This is a genomic window from Myxococcus sp. CA040A (genome assembly GCF_013336725.1).
GTDB lineage: Bacteria > Myxococcota > Myxococcia > Myxococcales > Myxococcaceae > Myxococcus > Myxococcus llanfairpwllgwyngyllgogerychwyrndrobwllllantysiliogogogochensis.
The window spans coordinates 261,187-278,451 of the sequence record NZ_JABUMR010000006.1; the positions used below are offsets into that span (position 1 = coordinate 261,187).

At 68.1% G+C, this 17,265-nt stretch carries 15 protein-coding genes; 10 read left to right on the forward strand and 5 right to left on the reverse strand.

Features of this window, described 5'->3' with window-relative positions; translation table 11 throughout:
* Positions 1–15 precede the first annotated feature (15 nt).
* Entirely contained in the window at positions 16–2,073 is a 2,058-nt protein-coding gene (locus HUA75_RS27160) for a serine/threonine-protein kinase (RefSeq protein WP_174488004.1), read from the reverse strand.
* Positions 2,057–3,352: a glutamate-1-semialdehyde 2,1-aminomutase gene (gene hemL, locus HUA75_RS27165; RefSeq protein WP_174488005.1), complete on the reverse strand. Its 1,296-nt coding sequence runs from the start codon at positions 3,350–3,352 to the stop codon at positions 2,057–2,059. The genes HUA75_RS27160 and hemL overlap by 17 nt, the downstream gene beginning before the upstream one ends.
* 240 nt (positions 3,353–3,592) lie before the next feature.
* On the opposite strand from hemL, the gene rraA reads away from it, so the two are divergent.
* Entirely contained in the window at positions 3,593–4,078 is a 486-nt protein-coding gene (gene rraA / locus HUA75_RS27170) for a ribonuclease E activity regulator RraA (protein WP_174488006.1), read from the forward strand.
* Here rraA and HUA75_RS27175 read toward each other — a convergent pair.
* Positions 4,030–5,838 (reverse strand): hypothetical protein, encoded by a 1,809-nt coding sequence (locus HUA75_RS27175; RefSeq protein ID WP_174488007.1) that lies wholly within the window; start codon positions 5,836–5,838, stop codon positions 4,030–4,032. The genes rraA and HUA75_RS27175 overlap by 49 nt on opposite strands.
* 370 nt (positions 5,839–6,208) lie before the next feature.
* On the opposite strand from HUA75_RS27175, the gene HUA75_RS27180 reads away from it, so the two are divergent.
* From HUA75_RS27180 to HUA75_RS27210, 7 genes are read left to right on the forward strand one after another with little or no spacing between them, the layout of a single operon-like run.
* Positions 6,209–7,507 (forward strand): ABC transporter substrate-binding protein, encoded by a 1,299-nt coding sequence (locus HUA75_RS27180; RefSeq protein ID WP_217446297.1) that lies wholly within the window; start codon positions 6,209–6,211, stop codon positions 7,505–7,507.
* Complete coding sequence (locus HUA75_RS27185) at positions 7,494–8,300, forward strand: ABC transporter ATP-binding protein (protein ID WP_174478315.1); 807 nt, start codon at positions 7,494–7,496, stop codon at positions 8,298–8,300. Before HUA75_RS27180 ends, HUA75_RS27185 begins: the two co-directional genes overlap by 14 nt.
* Positions 8,301–8,310: 10 nt before the next feature.
* The gene (locus HUA75_RS27190) at positions 8,311–9,081 is read left to right on the forward strand and encodes an ABC transporter ATP-binding protein (protein WP_141647711.1); all 771 of its coding nucleotides are present in this window, start codon (positions 8,311–8,313) and stop codon (positions 9,079–9,081) included.
* Positions 9,078–10,898, forward strand: coding sequence for a long-chain fatty acid--CoA ligase (locus HUA75_RS27195; protein WP_174488009.1), 1,821 nt, complete (start codon positions 9,078–9,080; stop codon positions 10,896–10,898). The genes HUA75_RS27190 and HUA75_RS27195 overlap by 4 nt, the downstream gene beginning before the upstream one ends.
* Entirely contained in the window at positions 10,895–11,788 is an 894-nt protein-coding gene (locus HUA75_RS27200; RefSeq protein ID WP_141647709.1) for a branched-chain amino acid ABC transporter permease, read from the forward strand. Before HUA75_RS27195 ends, HUA75_RS27200 begins: the two co-directional genes overlap by 4 nt.
* 20 nt (positions 11,789–11,808) lie before the next feature.
* Positions 11,809–12,897, forward strand: coding sequence for a branched-chain amino acid ABC transporter permease (locus HUA75_RS27205; RefSeq protein WP_174478312.1), 1,089 nt, complete (start codon positions 11,809–11,811; stop codon positions 12,895–12,897).
* Positions 12,898–12,939: 42 nt separating this feature from the next.
* A complete protein-coding gene (locus tag HUA75_RS27210) occupies positions 12,940–13,857 on the forward strand; it encodes a transporter (protein WP_174457016.1) in 918 nt (305 codons plus the stop codon).
* A gap of 65 nt (positions 13,858–13,922) precedes the next feature.
* On the opposite strand, the gene HUA75_RS27215 is transcribed toward HUA75_RS27210, so the two are convergent.
* Positions 13,923–14,687 carry an SDR family oxidoreductase gene (locus tag HUA75_RS27215; protein WP_141645117.1) on the reverse strand — a complete coding sequence of 255 codons (765 nt, stop codon included), beginning with the start codon at positions 14,685–14,687 and terminating at the stop codon, positions 13,923–13,925.
* 134 nt (positions 14,688–14,821) lie between these two features.
* Between HUA75_RS27215 and HUA75_RS27220 the strand changes: the two genes are divergently transcribed.
* Positions 14,822–15,730, forward strand: coding sequence for a LysR family transcriptional regulator (locus HUA75_RS27220; protein WP_174457018.1), 909 nt, complete (start codon positions 14,822–14,824; stop codon positions 15,728–15,730).
* 27 nt (positions 15,731–15,757) lie between these two features.
* A complete protein-coding gene (locus tag HUA75_RS27225) occupies positions 15,758–16,126 on the forward strand; it encodes a hypothetical protein (protein ID WP_174457019.1) in 369 nt (122 codons plus the stop codon).
* Between the two features lie 11 nt (positions 16,127–16,137).
* On the opposite strand, the gene HUA75_RS27230 is transcribed toward HUA75_RS27225, so the two are convergent.
* Positions 16,138–17,232 (reverse strand): Zn-dependent alcohol dehydrogenase, encoded by a 1,095-nt coding sequence (locus HUA75_RS27230; protein WP_174488010.1) that lies wholly within the window; start codon positions 17,230–17,232, stop codon positions 16,138–16,140.
* Positions 17,233–17,265 lie beyond the last annotated feature (33 nt).

Consider the following 17,265-nt stretch of genomic DNA (forward strand, 5'->3'; position numbering starts at 1 on the left):
GAGGAGGGTGGGCTGTCAGCGCCACATCGTGAGCCACGCCACGAGCAGCCCCAGCAGCGACGCGCCCGTGAACAGCGCGACGGCGAGCCAGACGCGGGAGCCCTGAAGCCATCCACCGGAGGGCTCGGGCTCCGCGGTGAGGACCTCGCCGTCACCGGTGATGGCGCGCACCAACTCCAGTCGACGCGCCTCGAGGGCCTCCGTGGCCACCGTCTGCGAGATGTCGATACCGAAGCCGACCTGCGTCTCACGCGGCGCGCGGCGGGGGGCGTGTCTCGACATCGCGGGCGTCACCGTGTCCTCGGCGCCCGGCGGGAACAGGGGCTCGTGGACACCACTGGCTCGCGCGGAGGCCGCCTGCTCGATGGCCACGAGGACCTTCGCCGCATCCAGGGCCTCGGTCGCTTCGACGGGAGACGCGGGCTTCGAGCGAGTCCCAGTGCCGACACCTCCACGCTCGGAACTCGCGTCCGACTCCGAGAGGTAGGTTCCGTATTGCGCGGTCCGCGCTGCGAGGTCTTCCGCCCGGAGAGGCATCGTCGCCAGGGGGTCATCGCCACGCGGTGCATCCACTCGCGGAGGCACGGCCACGGCGGTGGGTTCATCCTCGTCGGCGTTTCCCCATCCATCCGCGCGCGTCGGCTCGTCGTCGCCGGGGCCTTGCATCCCCTCCGCGTGTCTCAACTCGCTCGACGCAGTTCGCCTCGGACCAGCCGCTCGCGTCGGCTCATCTTCGCCGGGGCCTTGCATCCCCACCGCATGTCGCAACTCACTCGACGCGGTTCTCCTCGGAGCATCCGCGCGCGTCGGCTCATCGTCGCCGGGGCCGCGTCCACCCGCCACATGCGTCGGCTCATCCTCACCGGGGCCTCGCCCGCCAGCGACATGCGTCGGCTCATCCTCGCCCGGGCCGCGCGCACCGGCCGCGCGCGTCGGCTCATCGTCGGCATCAGGCCGAGGGCCCACCTGCGCCCGCTCGGACGGAACAAAGTCATCCGGCGTGTAGATGGCATTGTGCTCGAACGCGAGCGCCGTCGGCGGGGTGAGCGTCGCGACGAGCTCCGGCTCGGTATGCGAGCGCTTCGCCTCCTCGCGCAACAACTCGTCGAGCAGCTTCTCCTCCGCCTTCTTCTCGCGCGGGAAGACCAGCGCCAGCAGCCTCGCGAGCTCCGCATCCCCCACCCCGGGCGCGAGCTTCGCCTTCAGTCGCGCGAGCTCCGCCCCCATCGCCGCCGCGTCCGGGAAGCGATTCGCCGGCTCCGCCGTCAGCGCGCGCATCAGGAACGCATCCACGCTCGACGGCAGCCCCTGGCGATGCTTCCCCGCGTTCTCCCACTGCGGATACGCCGCGCGGCGCCAGCGCTCCACCGGGTCTCCCCGCTGCGACAGCGGCTTCCACGCGCACAGCTCCCACAGCAACACGCCCACCGCGTACACATCCGCGCGCCGGTCCACGAAGCGCTTACGCGCCTGCTCCGGCGACATGTACGTCAGATTCCCAATCACCACCCGGGGCGCCGTCTGCTGCTCCTTCAGCGTGGACTGCGCCGCGCCGAAGTCGATGATCTTCACCTCGCCGTCGTAGCTGATACACACATTGGCCGGTGACAAATCCCGGTGCACCAGATGCAACGCGTGCCCTTCCTCATCCGTGGCATCGTGCGCATAGGCCAATCCCTCACACAGCCGCTCGCCCAGATGCAGGATGATACCCAAGGGCATCATCCGCCCCAGCTGCCGCAGCCGATACGAGAGCCGGCTCAGCGTCTTGCCCCGGACGTACTCCATGGAGAGGTACAGCTGCCCCTCCACCTCGCCCATCGCATACACGCGGGCGATGTTGGGATGCGTCAGCCGCACCACCACCCGGGCCTCGTCGCGGAAGCGCCCCACGAACTGCGGGCTCTCCATGAGCTGCGGCAGGACCTTCTTCACCACACATGCGCGGCGCGGAGCCTCCTCGCGCGCGAGGAAGACCTCTCCCATCCCCCCGGCGCCAATGCGGCGCACCAGGGTATAGGGACCGAAGCGAACGGGCCCCTCGAGGGGCGCCGGCTCAACCGGTCTGGCCAAGCGAGCGGAAGGCCTTTCTCGCCGCCCCGAGCACGTGCGCCACCTCCGCCTCGCCAATGGCCAGCGAGACGAAGGCCGCTTCGTACTGGCTCGGCGGCAGGTACACGCCCGCATCCAACATGGCGTGGAAGAAGCGTCCGAAGCGCCCCGTGTCCGACGTCTTCGCGCTCGTGTAGTCGAACACCGGCTCCGCCGTGAAGAACACCGTCAGCATGCTGCCCACGCGGTTGACGGTGACGGGCACACCGGCGGCCTTCGCCTCGGCGATGAAGCCCTCCTCCAACATGCGGCTCACCTGCTCCAGCCGCGCATACGTCCCCGGCGCCGCCAGCGCCTTGAGACACGCCAGCCCCGCCGCCACCGCCACCGGGTTCCCCGACAACGTGCCGGACTGATACACGGGCCCCGCCGGCGCCACCTTCCGCATGATGTCCGCGCGACCGCCATAGGCACCCAGCGGCATGCCTCCGCCAATCACCTTGGCCATCGTCGTCAGGTCCGGCTTCAGCCCGTACACTTCCTGCGCCCCACCACGCGCCAGCCGGAAGCCTGTCATCACCTCGTCCAGAACCAGCAGCACGCCGTGCTTCTGACACAGGGCCTGGAGGCCCTGGAGGTAGCCCGGCTTGGGCACCAGCACGCCCATGTTGCCCACCACCGGCTCGATGATGGCGCAGGCGATGTCCTGCCCCTTCTCCGCGAAGATGCGCTCCACCGCCGCCAGGTCGTTATAGGGCGCGGTGAGCGTGAGCTTCGCCAGCGCCGCGGGCACGCCCGGCGAGTCCGGCAGGCCCAGCGTCTCCACGCCACTGCCCGCCTTCACCAGGAACGGGTCTCCCGCGCCGTGGAAGCAGCCCTCGAACTTGAGGATGTGCTCGCGACCGGTGAAGCCGCGCGCCACGCGGATGGCGGCCACCGTGGCCTCCGTGCCGCTGGACACCAGCCGCACCATCTCCACCGCCGGCATCGTCCCGCAGATGAGCTCCGCGAACTCCACCTCGCCCGCATGGGGCGCACCGAACGACGAGCCGCGCCGGGCCGCGTCGATGATGGCCTCCACGATGGGCGGGTAGGCGTGGCCAAGGATGAGCGGCCCCCAGCTCCCCACCAGGTCGACGTAGCGGTTGCCATCCACGTCGGTGAGCCAGGCTCCGGAGCCCTCACGGAAGAAGACAGGGTCCCCGCCGACGCCACGGAAGGCGCGCACCGGAGAGTTCACTCCACCCGGGATGCGCGCCTGCGCGCGGGCGAACAGGGACTGACTGTGAGCGTGATTCATGCCGCGTTCCATAGCACGCGCCGCGACGTCTCCTGCCTCTCCTCTCGCCTGCCCCCATGCTCGCCGCTTCTCCGTCCTGTCGAGTGTCGGTTATGGACACGTCGCGTTGAGACGTCGGCAACGTATCCCTGGAAAATCACACCAGGACGCACATCCGAGCAAGAGGCCGGGGCATCATGGACCTGGAAGACGCGCTGATACAGCGATGTGACGGCGGACCCGAGGACCCAGGAGACTCCCATGGACTTCAAGACGGCGGACCTGTGTGACACCCACTCGGGCACGGCCCACTTCCAGGTCGCCGAGCCCGGCTTCATCGACTACGGCGGGCGGACCACGTTCTCGGGCCTCATCAGCACCGTGCGCGCGCCAGAGGACAACTCGCTCGTCCGCAAGGCCCTGGAGGAACCGGGCGCGGGGCGAGTGCTCGTGGTGGATGGCGGTGGCAGCCGTCGCTGCGCGCTGGTGGGCGACCAACTCGCGTTGCTCGCGCAGCAGAACGGCTGGGCGGGCATCATCGTGAACGGCTGCATCCGTGACTCGGAGGAAGTGGGCCGCACGGCCATCGGCGTGAAGGCCCTGGGCACGCATCCGCTCAAGAGCTCCAAGCGCAACGAGGGACAGCGCGACGCGGAGGTGCGCTTCGCGGGCATCATCTTCAAGCCCGGTCATCGCCTCTACGCGGATGCGGACGGCATCGTCACCTCGGAGTCGGCGCTGGACTGAGTCCACGCGCTCCGAGGCCAGATGAGGGCCACGGTGTCGCCGCCGCTGGAGGCCAGGAAGGCTCCGTCCTCCGAGAACGCCAGCGCGCTGACCGAATGGGCGTGGCCTTCGAGCATGGCCAGGAGCGTCCCCTCGCGGCTCCACACCCTCACTCGGCCCGCCACGTCACCCGTGGCTACGAGCAGTCCGTCACGGGAACACGTCACCGCGAACGTGAAGTCGGGGACGTCCAGCCGGACCTGGCGGTTCGGGGACTCGAGCTCCACCAGGAGCAGGGTCTTGTACTCCCTCTGGAGCACGACCCACTTGTCATCCGGAGTGATGGCCAGAAAGCGATTCCCCTTCGACACATGAACCGAGGACAGCCATTCATCCTTCTCCAGGTCCACCAGTCGCAGTTCGACGGTGTTGTCCCCAGGCGGCGGACATCTGCGTGAGATGATGCCGAGCCGCCCCAACCGGGACAGCGCACACAGCGCGAGGTCCTCGGGTGCGAGGTCCTTCCTCCAGAGAGGCCGTCCGGTCCGTGCGTCGACGACGCGTATCCAGCGATGCTCGTACCAGCTCTCGCTCTCCGCCAGCATCCCCATGTCGTCGGACCAGACCGTCGACGAATCGTTGGAGCATCTCTCCTCCAGCTCCACGTCGGCCCCTCCGATCAGGCCGCTCAGTCGCATGCCTCCGTTCTGGGGCAGCAGCATGAAGGCACGCCCGCCTCTCACATGGACGTGGGTCCAATCCAGTGGCAACGACTCACGACGCACCTCCCGGCCCGAGTCGCGGTCCCACACCCGGACCGTGCCATCCGCTGACGCCGTGAGGAGGTGCCTCCCATCGGAGGAGAAGGTGAGCTGCTCCACGGCGTTGCGATGCGCGGGACCCGGCACCTCGCGCCGGGTCTGGAGGTCCACCAGCAAGAGGGCCCAGGACTCCCTCTTCGCGAACGACGCCCACCGACCATCTGGGGAGATGGCGAACCTCCAGCCCGCGCAACCGTATGAGCTCGGCAGCTCCACCCACTCATCCAGCGCCTCGCCTCGAGTGAAGAGCAACCGTCGATTCAGTATTCGCACCTGACGACCATCGGGAAGCAACTGGCTTGCACTGCCGGACGAGCGCCGTTCGACCTCGCCCACGCACTCCCCCGTACGGGCATCATACGTGCGCAAGATGCTCCTCAACCCGGGCCCCGTCTGCTTGCACCGGATGAACGCGCCATCTGAAGTGAAGCACGCCCACGGCGGCGAACACTCGGCGTCGCCCGGGACGGACCAGCGCGGTCTCCAGTCCGCCGTATCGAACATAGACAACCGCATGGGCTCGTTGCTGTTCTCCAGCACCACCAGGCTGCCGCCATCCGGCGAGAACACCAGCCACTCCGCGGAACCAGGGCTGCCTTCGAGCTCGACGCGACGGACTTCTTCTCCCCGCTCCAGGTCGAACACGACGAAGCCTGTCGGATGCTGGGTGCCGGCGAGCATGGTCCGCCCGTCCGGCGAGAGCGCGAGGCTGCGAACCGCGGTGCCCAGCCCTCCCCAGCACCTCAGCTCGGCGCCGCCGCGCGCGTCCCACAACCTCACCGTGCCCCCGTCGCTCCCGGTGACGATGCGCTCGTCCGGCAGGTAGAGCACGGCGTTTATTCTCTCCGAGTCCCCTCGAAGCGAGAGCAGCTCGCGGCCGTCCTCCAGGTTCCACACCCGGGCCGTCGAATCTCCCACGGTCACGAGCCTGCGCGAGTCCTCGGAGAAGGCCTGCGCCACCACGCCTCGTGGAAAACCCTCAAGGTCCGGTGCGTGCCAGAAGCGCACGGTGCCACAGCGACTGTGTGCCTGCTCCGGGAGAGGGTCACCGAAAGCATCGAGCCGGGGAAAATTCCGTTCGGATAGGGGCATGCGGGGCGCCCCCAGCGACGCGCCGGCCCCACGGACCTGACAGGCCTTCGTTCACGCGCCATTTCCCTGGCGCAATGTGTCATCACCCGAAACATTTTCGCCGTGCGAAACACAATCAAGACAACCTTCCAGGACGTTCCGCCCTGCGAAATCCAGCCATCGAATTACGGGTGACTGTCTTTCCTCTTCGAGAGGAGTGTGGCTACTGTTCCGCCACGATTCTGACGGGGAGAGTGCGATGCAACGACTCGTGGTCGGACTCCTGGCGACAGCTTTCTGTTTGATGGCTTGCAAGAAGGAAGAGGCTTCGACACCACCGTCGGAGGGCGCGCAGGAGCGTCCCGTGGCGGCACCAGACATCAAGACAGACAAGGGCGTCGACCTGGAGAAGAAGGTCGTCTACATCGGCGCGCTCAATGACGAGAGCGGCCCTGGCGCGGCCATCGGCAAGCCCTTCGCCGCCGGCAAGCGGCTGCTCGCCCAGCAGGTGAACGCGGGTGACTCCGGCCTGCTGCCGCCCGGCTGGCGCATCGAGCTCGTCGAGCGGGACCACGCCTACAACCCGCAGAACGCCGTGCAGGCGTACAGCGACATCCACGACCGCGTGTTGTTCCTGGGCACCAGCTTTGGCACGCCCAACACGCTGCCCCTGCGCGACAAGATGACGGCGGACAACCTGGTGGCCTTCCCCGCGTCGCAGTCCTCGGAGATGGCGCGACACCAGTACACGCCGCCCATTGGCGCCTCCTACAAGATGGAGGCGATGCGCGCCATGGACTGGGCCGTGGAGCACGCGGGCGGCGCGGACAAGGTGAAGGCCGCCATCGTCGCGCAGGGTGATGACTACGGGAAGGACGGCCTGGAGGGTTGGAGCGAGGCCGCGAAGCACCACGGCGTTACCATCGTCTCGCAGCAGAGCGTCGCGCCGGGACAGAAGGACTTTGCCGCCATCATCACCGCGCTCCAGCAGTCCGGCGCCAACTACGTGTTGCTCACGGTGCTGCCCAGCGCCTCGGGTCCCATCCTGGGCACGGCCGCGCAGCTCAAGTATCAGCCCACCTGGGTGGGCCAGACGCCCGCGTGGGTGGACCGCTTCTTCGACGCGAAGGTCATCCCCGGCGCCGTCTTCGCCAACTTCTACTGGGCCACGGGGCTCACCTTCTGGGGCGACGACGTGCCCGGCATGAAGGACTTCCTCGCCCTGGTCGCGAAGTACCCCAACACGCCGAAGGACTTCTACACGCTGTCCTCCTACGTCCAGGGCCGCGTCCAAATCGAGGCGCTCAAGGCGGCCATCGAGTCCAAGGACGTCACGCGCGCCGGCTACCTCAAGGCGCTCAAGGGCATCACCCGCACCACCGCCGGCGGCATGACGGTGGAGCCGGTGGACCTGTCCCGGTTCCCCTACGAGACGTCCGTCGGCGCGCGGGTCCTCAAGCCCGTGCTCGACCAGGGGAGCTGGAGTGTCGTCGCGGGCTTCGCGCCGCCGAAGGCGCTGGGTGCCCCTGCCGCCAAGGCCGCCGATGACAGCAAGTAGTCCTGCCCTGCTGCGCGTGCAGAACCTCCAGGTCGTCTACCACTCAGCGGTGCGGGCCCTCCGGGGCATCACCCTGGAGGTTCCTCACCAGGGCGTGGTGGCCCTCCTCGGGCCCAATGGCGCGGGCAAGTCCACCGCGCTGCGCGCCATCAGCGGCCTGCTCGACATGCACGACGGCGCCATCACCCAGGGCAAGGTGGAGCTGTCCGGGCAGAGCCTCCTGGCCCTTCCCGCCGACGGGCGCGTGCACGCGGGCGTGGTGCAGGTGCTCGAGGGACGTCGCATCCTCGGCGAGCTGTCGGTGGAGGAAAATCTCCTCGCGGGCGGCTTCGGCATGGGCGCCCAGGCACGCAAGGAGCTGGTCGAGTCCGCCTTCACGCGCTTCCCCGTGCTGCGCGAGCGACGGCGACAGAAGGCCGGCTACCTCTCCGGTGGAGAGCAGCAGCTGCTGGCCATCTGCCGGGGACTGATGCGACGGCCCAAGGTGCTGCTCCTGGACGAGCCCTTCCTGGGCCTGTCGCCCAAGGCCGTGGGCGAGGTGTCGGAGCTGATTCAGCGCATCAGCGCGGAGGGCGTCGCGGTGTTGCTCGTGGAGCAGAACGCGCGGGTCGCGCTGACGCTGGCCAGCCACGGCTACGTGCTGGAGACGGGCAAGGTGGTGCTGGACGGCCCCGCGGACAAGCTGCGCGAGGACCCCGACGTGCAGGAGTTCTACCTGGGCTTCGGACGCGAGGGGCAGCGCGGCTACCACGAGCTGAAGCGGTATCGGCGCAAGCGGCGCTGGCTTTCATGAAGGGTGAGGAATGGCACTGCTGGAGCTCGACAACGTGGGCCTTTCCTTCTCCGGGGTCCGTGCCCTGGATGGCGTCTCGTTCTCCATCGAGGCCGGCGCGCTGCACGCCGTGATTGGTCCCAATGGCGCGGGCAAGAGCAGCCTCTTCAACTGCATCAGCGGCATCCATCGCCACATGGAGGGCCGCGTGAAGCTGGAAGGACAGGCGCTCGCGGGCCTGGAGCCTCCGGAGATTGCCCGGCGCGGCGTGGCGCGGATGTTCCAGAACCTGGCCCTCTTCGAGCACCTCACGGTGTTGGAGAACCTGCTGCTCGGCCGTCACCCGAAGTACCGGACGGGACTGTTGCGCAACCTGTTCTGGACGCGAGGGGCGCGCGCGGAGGAGGTCCGCCACCGCGAGAAGGCCGAAGAGGTCATCGACTTCCTCAACCTGGAGCACTACCGGTGGATGCCCGTCTCGGTGCTGCCCTACGGCATCCGCAAGCGCGTGGAGCTGGGCCGCGCGCTGTGCATGGAGCCGAAGCTCTTGCTGCTGGATGAGCCCACGGCGGGACTCAATCAAGAGGAGACGGAGGACATGGCGAACCACCTGCTCGACATCCGTCACGAGCTGGGGGTGACGCAGGTGCTCATCGGCCACGAGCTGCGCTTCGTGATGGACCTGGCCACGCAGGTGACGGTGCTGGACCGGGGCCAGGTCATCGCGAACGGGCCGCCTTCCGCGCTGCGCGAGGACACACGTGTACTGAGCGCGTACGTGGGCGGGGCGGTGGCGGCATGAACGCGGCGCTTCCCCTGAGCCTCCCGGGCCAGCTCTTCCAACGCGCGGAGCAACACCCGCACGCGGTGGCCATCCGCGAGAAGCGCCTGGGCATCTGGAACGAGCTGTCCTTCCAAGGCTACCTGGAGCGCGTCGGCTGGGCGGCGCGGATGTTGTGGGAGCTGGGAGTGCGCGCCGGAGACTCGGTGGCCATCATCAGCGACAACCGTCCGGAGTGGCTGTTCGCGGACCTGGGTACCCAGGCGCTCGGCGCGCGCTCCGTCGGCATCTATCAGACGAACCCACCCTCCGACGTGGCCTACATCCTCAACGACGCCCAGTGCCGCGTCGTGCTCTGCGAGGACCAGGAGCAGTACGACAAGGTCGCCACCGTCGCGGCCGAGACACCCTCCGTCCAGCACATCCTCGTCCTCGAGCCCCGCGGACTGCGCGGCGTGGAGGACGCACGGCTGCGCACCTGGGAGCGCTTCCTCGAGGAAGGGCGCGCGCTCCTGGAGCGGGAGCCGGGCTGGCTGCGCGAGCAGCTCGCGCGACGCATGCCCGACGAGGGGGCCATGGTCATCTACACGTCGGGGACCACGGGGGCGCCCAAGGGAGCGCTCATCTCCAGCCGCAACATGCTGGAGGGCTCGGCGACCTTCACCGCACAGCTCGGGTTGGGCCAGGACGACAGCGTCGTCTCGTACCTGCCGCTGTGTCACGTCGCGGAGAAGCTGTTCAGCCTGCTGTTGCCGCTCGTCGTCGGAGGGAAGGTCCACTTCGGTGAGGCCCTGGAGACGGTGCAGCACGACGTGGCCGAGGTCTCCCCCACCGTGTTCCTGGGTGTGCCGCGCATCTGGGAGAAGATGCACGCGTCGGTGACGGTGAAGATGCGCGACGCCTCGTGGCTCAAGCGCACCCTCTTCGACACCTTCACCCGACTGGGCGCCGGGATTCGCGAGCGGGAGCGCACCGGACAGCGGCGCTGGTGGGACGCGCTCGTGTGGCGCGTCGGAGACCTGCTTGTCTACCGGCCGCTCCAGGAGCGCCTGGGACTGCGGCGCTGTCGTTTCCCCATCTCCGGCGCGGCGCCCATCTCTCCGGAGCTGCTCGCCTGGTACGACAGCATCGGCGTTCGCATCTACGAGGGCTACGCCCAGACGGAGGGCTCGGGCTCCAGCCACCTCAACGTCCCGGGCGCCACGCGGCTGGGCACCGTCGGACGCGCAGTGCCGGGCGTGGAGTGTCGGCTCGCGGAGGACGGCGAGGTGCTGGTGCGCGGGACCAACGTCTTCCTCGGCTACCTCAACAAGCCGGAGGCCACCGCCGAGGTCCTTGATTCCGAGGGCTGGCTGCACACCGGAGACTTGGGCGATATCGACGCGGACGGCTACCTGCGCATCACTGGCCGCAAGCGCGAAATCCTCATCACCTCCGGCGGAAAGAACCTGTCGCCCGAGCGCATCCAGAACGCGCTGAAGAACAGTCCGTACATCAAGGAGGCGGTGGCCATTGGCGACCGCCGGGCCTTCGTCACCGCGCTGGTGCAGGTGGACCCGGAGACGGTGGCGGACTGGGCGCTGCGCCGCAAGATTGCCTTCACCTCGTACACGGACCTCACGCTGCGGCCCGAGGTGCGCAAGCTCATCGAAGAGGAAGTCGCACGCGCCAATGAAGGACTCGCGCGAGTCGAGCAGGTGCGCACCTTCCGGCTGCTCGCTCGCGAGATGACGCAGGACGCGGGTGAGGTGACGGCATCCCTCAAGGTGCGGCGCAAGGCGGTGCTCGCGCTGCATTCAGCGCTGGTGGAAGAGATGTACGCGAGGACACGCGAATGACGCAGTTGCTCCAGCTCAGCATCTCGGGACTGGCGCTCGGGGCGAGCTACGCGCTCATCGCCCTGGGCTTCTCGGTCGTCTACCGAGCCTCCCGACTCTTCAACTTCGCGCACGGCGAACTGCTCAGCCTGGGCGCGTTCCTGATGACGGCGCTCGTCGAGGTGATGCCGTGGTGGCTGGCGCTCGCCGCCTCCGCGTGCCTCACCGGTGGACTGGCCGCGCTCCTGGAGCGCACCGTCCTGCGGCGCATGGTGGGGCGACCCGTCTTCACCACCATCATCCTGACGCTGTTCCTGGGGCTGCTCCTGCGCGCGGGCATCGTCATCGCCTTCGGCACCGACACGCGCGGCATGCCGACGCCGTGGGACGCGATGGCGGAGGTGCAGGTGGGCAACGCCACCGTGCTCCTGTCGTCACTCATCTCCCTGGGCGCGACGACGGTGGTGCTCGTCGGGATGCACGCGCTGGTGCAGCGCACGCCGATGGGCGTGGCGATGCGCGCGGCGAGCGAGAACCAGGAGGTCGCCCTGGTGCTGGGCATCCCCGTGGGCCGGGTGCTCGCCTTCACCTGGTTCCTGGCGGGAGCGACGGCCGCGGTGGCCGGCATCTTCCTGGGGATGTTCCCGCGCTCGGTGGACTCCAACCTGGGCTACGTGGCGCTGCGCGCCTTCCCCGCCATCATCGTCGGAGGACTGGAGTCGGTGGTGGGCGCGGTGGTCGCCGCGTTCATGCTGGGGCTGCTGGAGGTGCTGTCCCAGGCGTATGTGAATCCGCACCTGGGTGCCTTCGGGCACAACTTCCACGCCGTCTTCCCCTACGCCGCGATGATTCTCTTCCTGGTCCTGCGTCCGCGCGGACTCTGGGGCGAGCACGAGGTGCGCCGCGTCTAGGCGCGCCGCGAGACGATATCATGCCAACCCGCCCCCTGGTGATTCGGTACGAGGACGACCTGAAGCTCTTTCCCGGCCTGTGGCAGAGGGCCGGCGTGGTGCTGACATTGAGCATCGCCCTGGCGTACCCGTGGCTGGTGAGCACGCGGTGGCTCACGGTGGGCAACCTGGGGCTGGTGGCCATCGTCGGCGCCGCGTCGCTGATGGTGCTCACCGGCTTCGCGGGACAGGTGAGCCTGGGGCACGCGGCCTTCCTCGCGCTGGGCGCGTACACGGTGGCGGTGCTCGGCGCGAAGCATGGCTGGCCGTTCTGGCTGGCGCTGCCCCTGGCGGGTGGCGTGTCCGCGCTGGTGGGCGTGGTCATCGGCGCCTTCGCGCTGCGCCTCAAGGGTTTGTATCTGGCCATCGTCACGCTGGGCCTGGTGTTCCTCACGCAGCACGTGCTGCTCGCGTATCCAGAGGTGACGAACGGGCTGAGCGGGACTGCGGTGCCCATGTACTGGTGGTTCCGCGATGACGCGGGCGTGGCGGCTTCGCTGAGCGAGACGTGGCGGGTGGGTGGGGTGGGCTTCACCTTCGAGCGGAAGTTGTACTTCGTCTTCACGCTCCTGGCCGCGGGCACGGTGTGGCTGACGAAGAACCTCCAGCGCTCCGACAGTGGCAGGGCGATGATGGCGGTGAGGGACCAGGACCTCGCGGCGGAGGTGCTCGGGGTCGGCACGACGCAGGCAAAGCTCCAGGCGTTCGGTGTGTCGTCCTTCCTCGCGGGCATCGCCGGGGCGATGTTCGCGTTCCAGCAGCAATACATCACCGTCGAGCCGCCCTTCGACCTGAACCTCTCCATCCAATACATCGCGATGATTGTGTTGGGAGGGGTGGGCACGGTGTTCGGCGCTGTGAGTGGCGCGCTCGCGTTCACCTTCTTGAGTCCCCTGGCGGAGACGGTGGGCGGCGCGATTCCCCTGGTGAACCAGCTCACGTCCGCGCAGCAGGCGACGGTGTTGCTGTCGCTGGTGGTGGTGCTGGTGCTGGTGCTGGAGCCGCTGGGGTTGTTCGGCGTGTGGCTGCGGGTCCGACGGTACTTCCAGGCGTGGCCGTTCCGTTACTGAGTCAATCCAAGTCGTCGACGTTCAATGAGGGAGGGAATCACCATGAAGCGCGTGCTGCTCACTGTCCTGTTCGTATCGTTGCTGTCGGCCACCGGTGCCCAGGCCCAGCAGGCGGACCTGCGTGACTACGAGGCCGGTTTCTTCGTGCCGCACCGGGGCATCATCTCCAACATGTACCTGCGTCACGTATCTGCCTCCGGCGAGCGTGACTTCTCACAACTCCAGGCGGCCTTCCGCGCAACCTACGTGCTCAAGTTCGGTGACCTCGTCGTCGTCCCGTTCGACGTGAGCCTGCCGGTGGTCGACGTGACGGTGTTCACGGGCAACCCCGCGACGCCGTCCGCCCCGAAGACGGCGCTGCGCGCTTCCGGCGTGGGCGACGTCACGTACATCCCCACGATTGGATATGGGCTCGTTCAGAACCCCGAGGACAACACCCATACGTGGTTCGCCTTCACGCCCTACGTCACCGTCCCGGTGGGCCAGTACGACAGCAACAAGCTGGTGAACATCGGCGCCAACCGCTGGGTGGTGCGCCCGCAGCTCGTCGCGGGACAGCGCTTCAAGAAGATCTTCACGGTGGAGGCGATGGCGAGCATGGCCTTCCAGGGCGACAACGACGAGTTCCTGGTACCGAGCGCGGAGGGTGGCTCGAAGCTGGTGATGAGCCAGGCGCCGTCCTTCGGCGGCATCTTCCACTTCGGCATGGACCTGTCCTCCACGTTCTTCACCGGCGCGGGGTACATCGTCGAGGCGTCCGGCAAGCGCACCATTGATACGCCCGTGGGTGAGGTGGAGGTCGCCAAGCGCACCACGGTGCAGTCGCTGCGGCTGACGATGGGCATCCGGCTGGAGAAGGCGTCCACGCTGATGCTCCAGTTCCAGCCCGACGTCGCTGTCTCGGAGGGCGTGACGAAGAGCCAGTTCATCGGCGCGCGCTTCACGCACGTGTTCTTCTAGGAACTCCGTCATCGGGAGACGGCCCTGTCACTCGGGCCGTCTCCTCGCGGTTGGATGTGCATGGCTCACGTCCGGGTGATGGACACACCTCCGTCCACCAGCGTCGCGGTGCCTGTCACGAAGGACGCGTCATCGGAGGCGAGGAACAGCGCCGCCTTCGCCAGCTCCTCGGGCGTGGCCACCCGCTTCAGGGCGTGCAGCCCGGTGATGAACGTCTTCGACTCCGGCGACGCGTTCACCGATTGATACATCGGCGTGTCGACACCACCGGGCAGCAGCGCGTTCACCCGGACGCCCTTCGGGCCGTACTCGGCGGCGAGCGCCTGGGTCAGCCCCACCAGTCCGGACTTGCTCGCGGAGTAGGCCGCGGTGCCCGGGAAGGCGAAGCTGTAGCCGACGAACGTCGACGTGAAGATGATGGAGCCCGCGCCCTGCTTCACCATGGGCCCCAGTTGGTGCTTCGCGCCGAGGAAGGCCGCGGTCAGGTTCACCGCCAACGTGTCGCTGAAGCCCTGCTCCGAGACCTCGGTGCTCGGGCCGCTCTCGCCCATGACGCCCGCGTTGTTGAAGGCGATGTCCAACCGGTCGAAGCGCCGCACCGCGAGCGCCACCAGCGCGCGGGCGTACTCTTCCGAGCGAACATCGCCCGCCAGCGCTACGGCCTCTCCACCGGCCGCGACGATTTCGGCGACCAGCGAGTCCAGCTCCTCCTTGCGGCGCGCGCCCACCACCACCTTCGCGCCCTCGGCCGCGAACAGCTTCGCCGCCGCCCGTCCGATGCCCGCGCTTGCTCCGGTGATGATGGCGACCTTCCCGTTCAACCGTTCCATGACTGGCTCTCCCGCGATTCGGCCGGCGAGGTGCCGGCGTCGATGAAAGAGAGATACGCCTCAGCTTTCCTGGGCGTAAGGGTTGGAAGCTGGTCTACTCATTCAGTTTTTATGAATGATGGGAGGCCGCACCCGTGGATCGTCTCCGAGCCTTCGAGGTCTTCGCCTCCGTCGTCCAGCGAGGCAGCTTCACCCAGGCGGCGGACGCGCTCGACACGTCGGCGGCCAACGTCACGCGCTACGTGCACGAGTTGGAGCGACATCTCGGCACGCGCCTGCTCAACCGCACGTCACGTCGAGTGTCGCTGACGGAGAGCGGCAAGGCACTGTACGAGCGGGCGCGCACCATCCTGGAGGAAGTGGCGGAGGCCGAGGCCCTGGCTTCGGCGAGCACCGTCCAGGCACGAGGCCGCCTGCGCCTCAACGCGCCGTTGAGCTTCGGCATCCTGCACCTCGCGCCACTGTGGCCCGTCTTCCTCGAGCGCCATCCAGAGGTCGAGTTGGATGTGTCGCTCTCCGACCGCGTCGTGGACCTCGTCGAAGAGGGCTACGACCTGGCCATCCGAATCTCGCGTGGTGGAGCGGGGAGCAACATCGGCCGGCGGCTCTCCACTTCACACAACCTGGTCTGCGCGTCGCCCGAGTACCTGGCCCGCCACGGTGTGCCGAGGCAACTGGAGGACCTCTCCCAACATGTCTGCGTCGCATACAGCAACTCGTCGATGGCCGAGGAGTGGCCGCTCACGGACGCTGCGGGCAGGACTCAGGTCGTGCGCATGCGCAGCGTGATGCAGAGCAACAATGGCGACACCGTCCGGGCCGCCGCGCTCGCGGGCCGGGGGCTCATCTGGCAACCGAGCTTCCTGATTGGTGAGGACCTTCGCGCCGGGCGCCTGGTGCGAGTCCTGTCGGAGTACTCGCTGCCAGACATCGACATCCTCGCCATCTATCCCAGCCGGCGACACCTCTCCGCCAAGGTCCGACTGATGGTCGACTTCCTCGCCGAGCAGTTCCGAGGGACACCTCCCTGGGAACGGACGTAGTACGAGTCACACAGCAAGGAGGGGCGGGTGAGCGACGAGCAGCAGAGGAGTCTCGACGAGCTGGGGCGGAGGATGGAGGAGCGGGGCTTCGTCTACCGGGACGTTCGCTTCTTCGCGACCTCGGGGATTGTCGTGGGCACCCGGCCCATCCCCAAGTTCATCCCCATCGAAACGCCGCACGGCACAATGGAGCTCGACGTTTCCAGCAGTGAGAGGCGCGTCGCGCTCTATGCCAGCCCACGGGGCTGGGCGGCCCGCGTCACTCCGCATGGAGGTCCGCACTGGATACGCGGTGCGGACACACTGGACGAACTGGAGGCCATCGCGCTCGAGGCCCTGGGGACTTCGATTGTTCCCCCAGGGCCGGACTGGCGAATCGCCGACGATGCGGAATAGGAGCCCGCGCGTCAGAAGAGGACTACGCCCCGAGCATTCACTCCGCTGTTCATGTCAGTGAAGGCCCGGTCGAGCTGGTCCAGCGTGTACGTCGTCGTCACCAGCTCATCCAGCTTCAGCTTCTTCTGCGTGTAGAGCTCCAGCAGCCGGGGCATGTCGCGGTGGATGTCCGCCGTCCCGAACCAGGAGCCGAGCAGCCGCTTCTCGAACAGGGGCAGCACGAAGACGTTCAGGCTGATCTGTTCCTTCACGCTGCCCACGCCGACGACGACACAGGTGCCGGCCTTGCGCGTGCACTGGTACGCCTGCTCGATGGTCTCCTTGCGGCCCACGGCTTCATACGCGTAGTCCGCGCCCCGTCCCTTCGTCAGCTCACGGATGGCCGCCACCGGGTCCGTCTCCCGCGCGTCGATGACGTCCGTCGCGCCGAAGACCTTGGCGAACTCCAGCTTCCTCGGGTGGACGTCCACCGCGATGATGCGCTCCGCGCCGGCAATCACCGCGCCCTGGATGATGTTCAACCCCACGCCGCCCGTGCCGAACACCACCACGGAACCTCCGGGCGGCATCTGCGCCGTGTTGAGCACCGCGCCCACGCCCGTCGTCACCGCGCAGCCAATCAGCGCGGCCTTGTCCAGCGGCGCGTCCTCCGGGAGCCGCACCGCCGCCCGAGCGGGAACCACCGCGTACTCCGCCAGCGCGCCGAGCGCGGAGAAGACATTCAGCTCCCGCGAGTCCTTGCGCAGCCGCGAGCTGCCGTCCGGCATCCGGTTGCTCGCGTTGATGCGTTCGCCCAGCTCACACAGGTTCGGACGTTGGATGCGACAGAAGTAACACTCCCCACATTGCGCGACCCACGAGAGGACGACCTTGTCGCCCTTCTTCACGTGGGTGACGTCCTCGCCTACTTCCTCGACGATGCCCGCACCTTCGTGCCCGAGCACACAGGGGAGCTTCATCTTCACGGTGCCGTTCACCACGGACAGGTCCGTGTGACAGACACCACAGGCAACCATGCGGACGAGCAACTCGCGCGCCTTGGGCGGCTCGAAGCTCACGTCGGTGATGGTCAGCACGTCCTTCTCGAAACACACGGCGGCCTTCATGGGGGCTCCTGATTCGGAGGGAGACAACGAGAG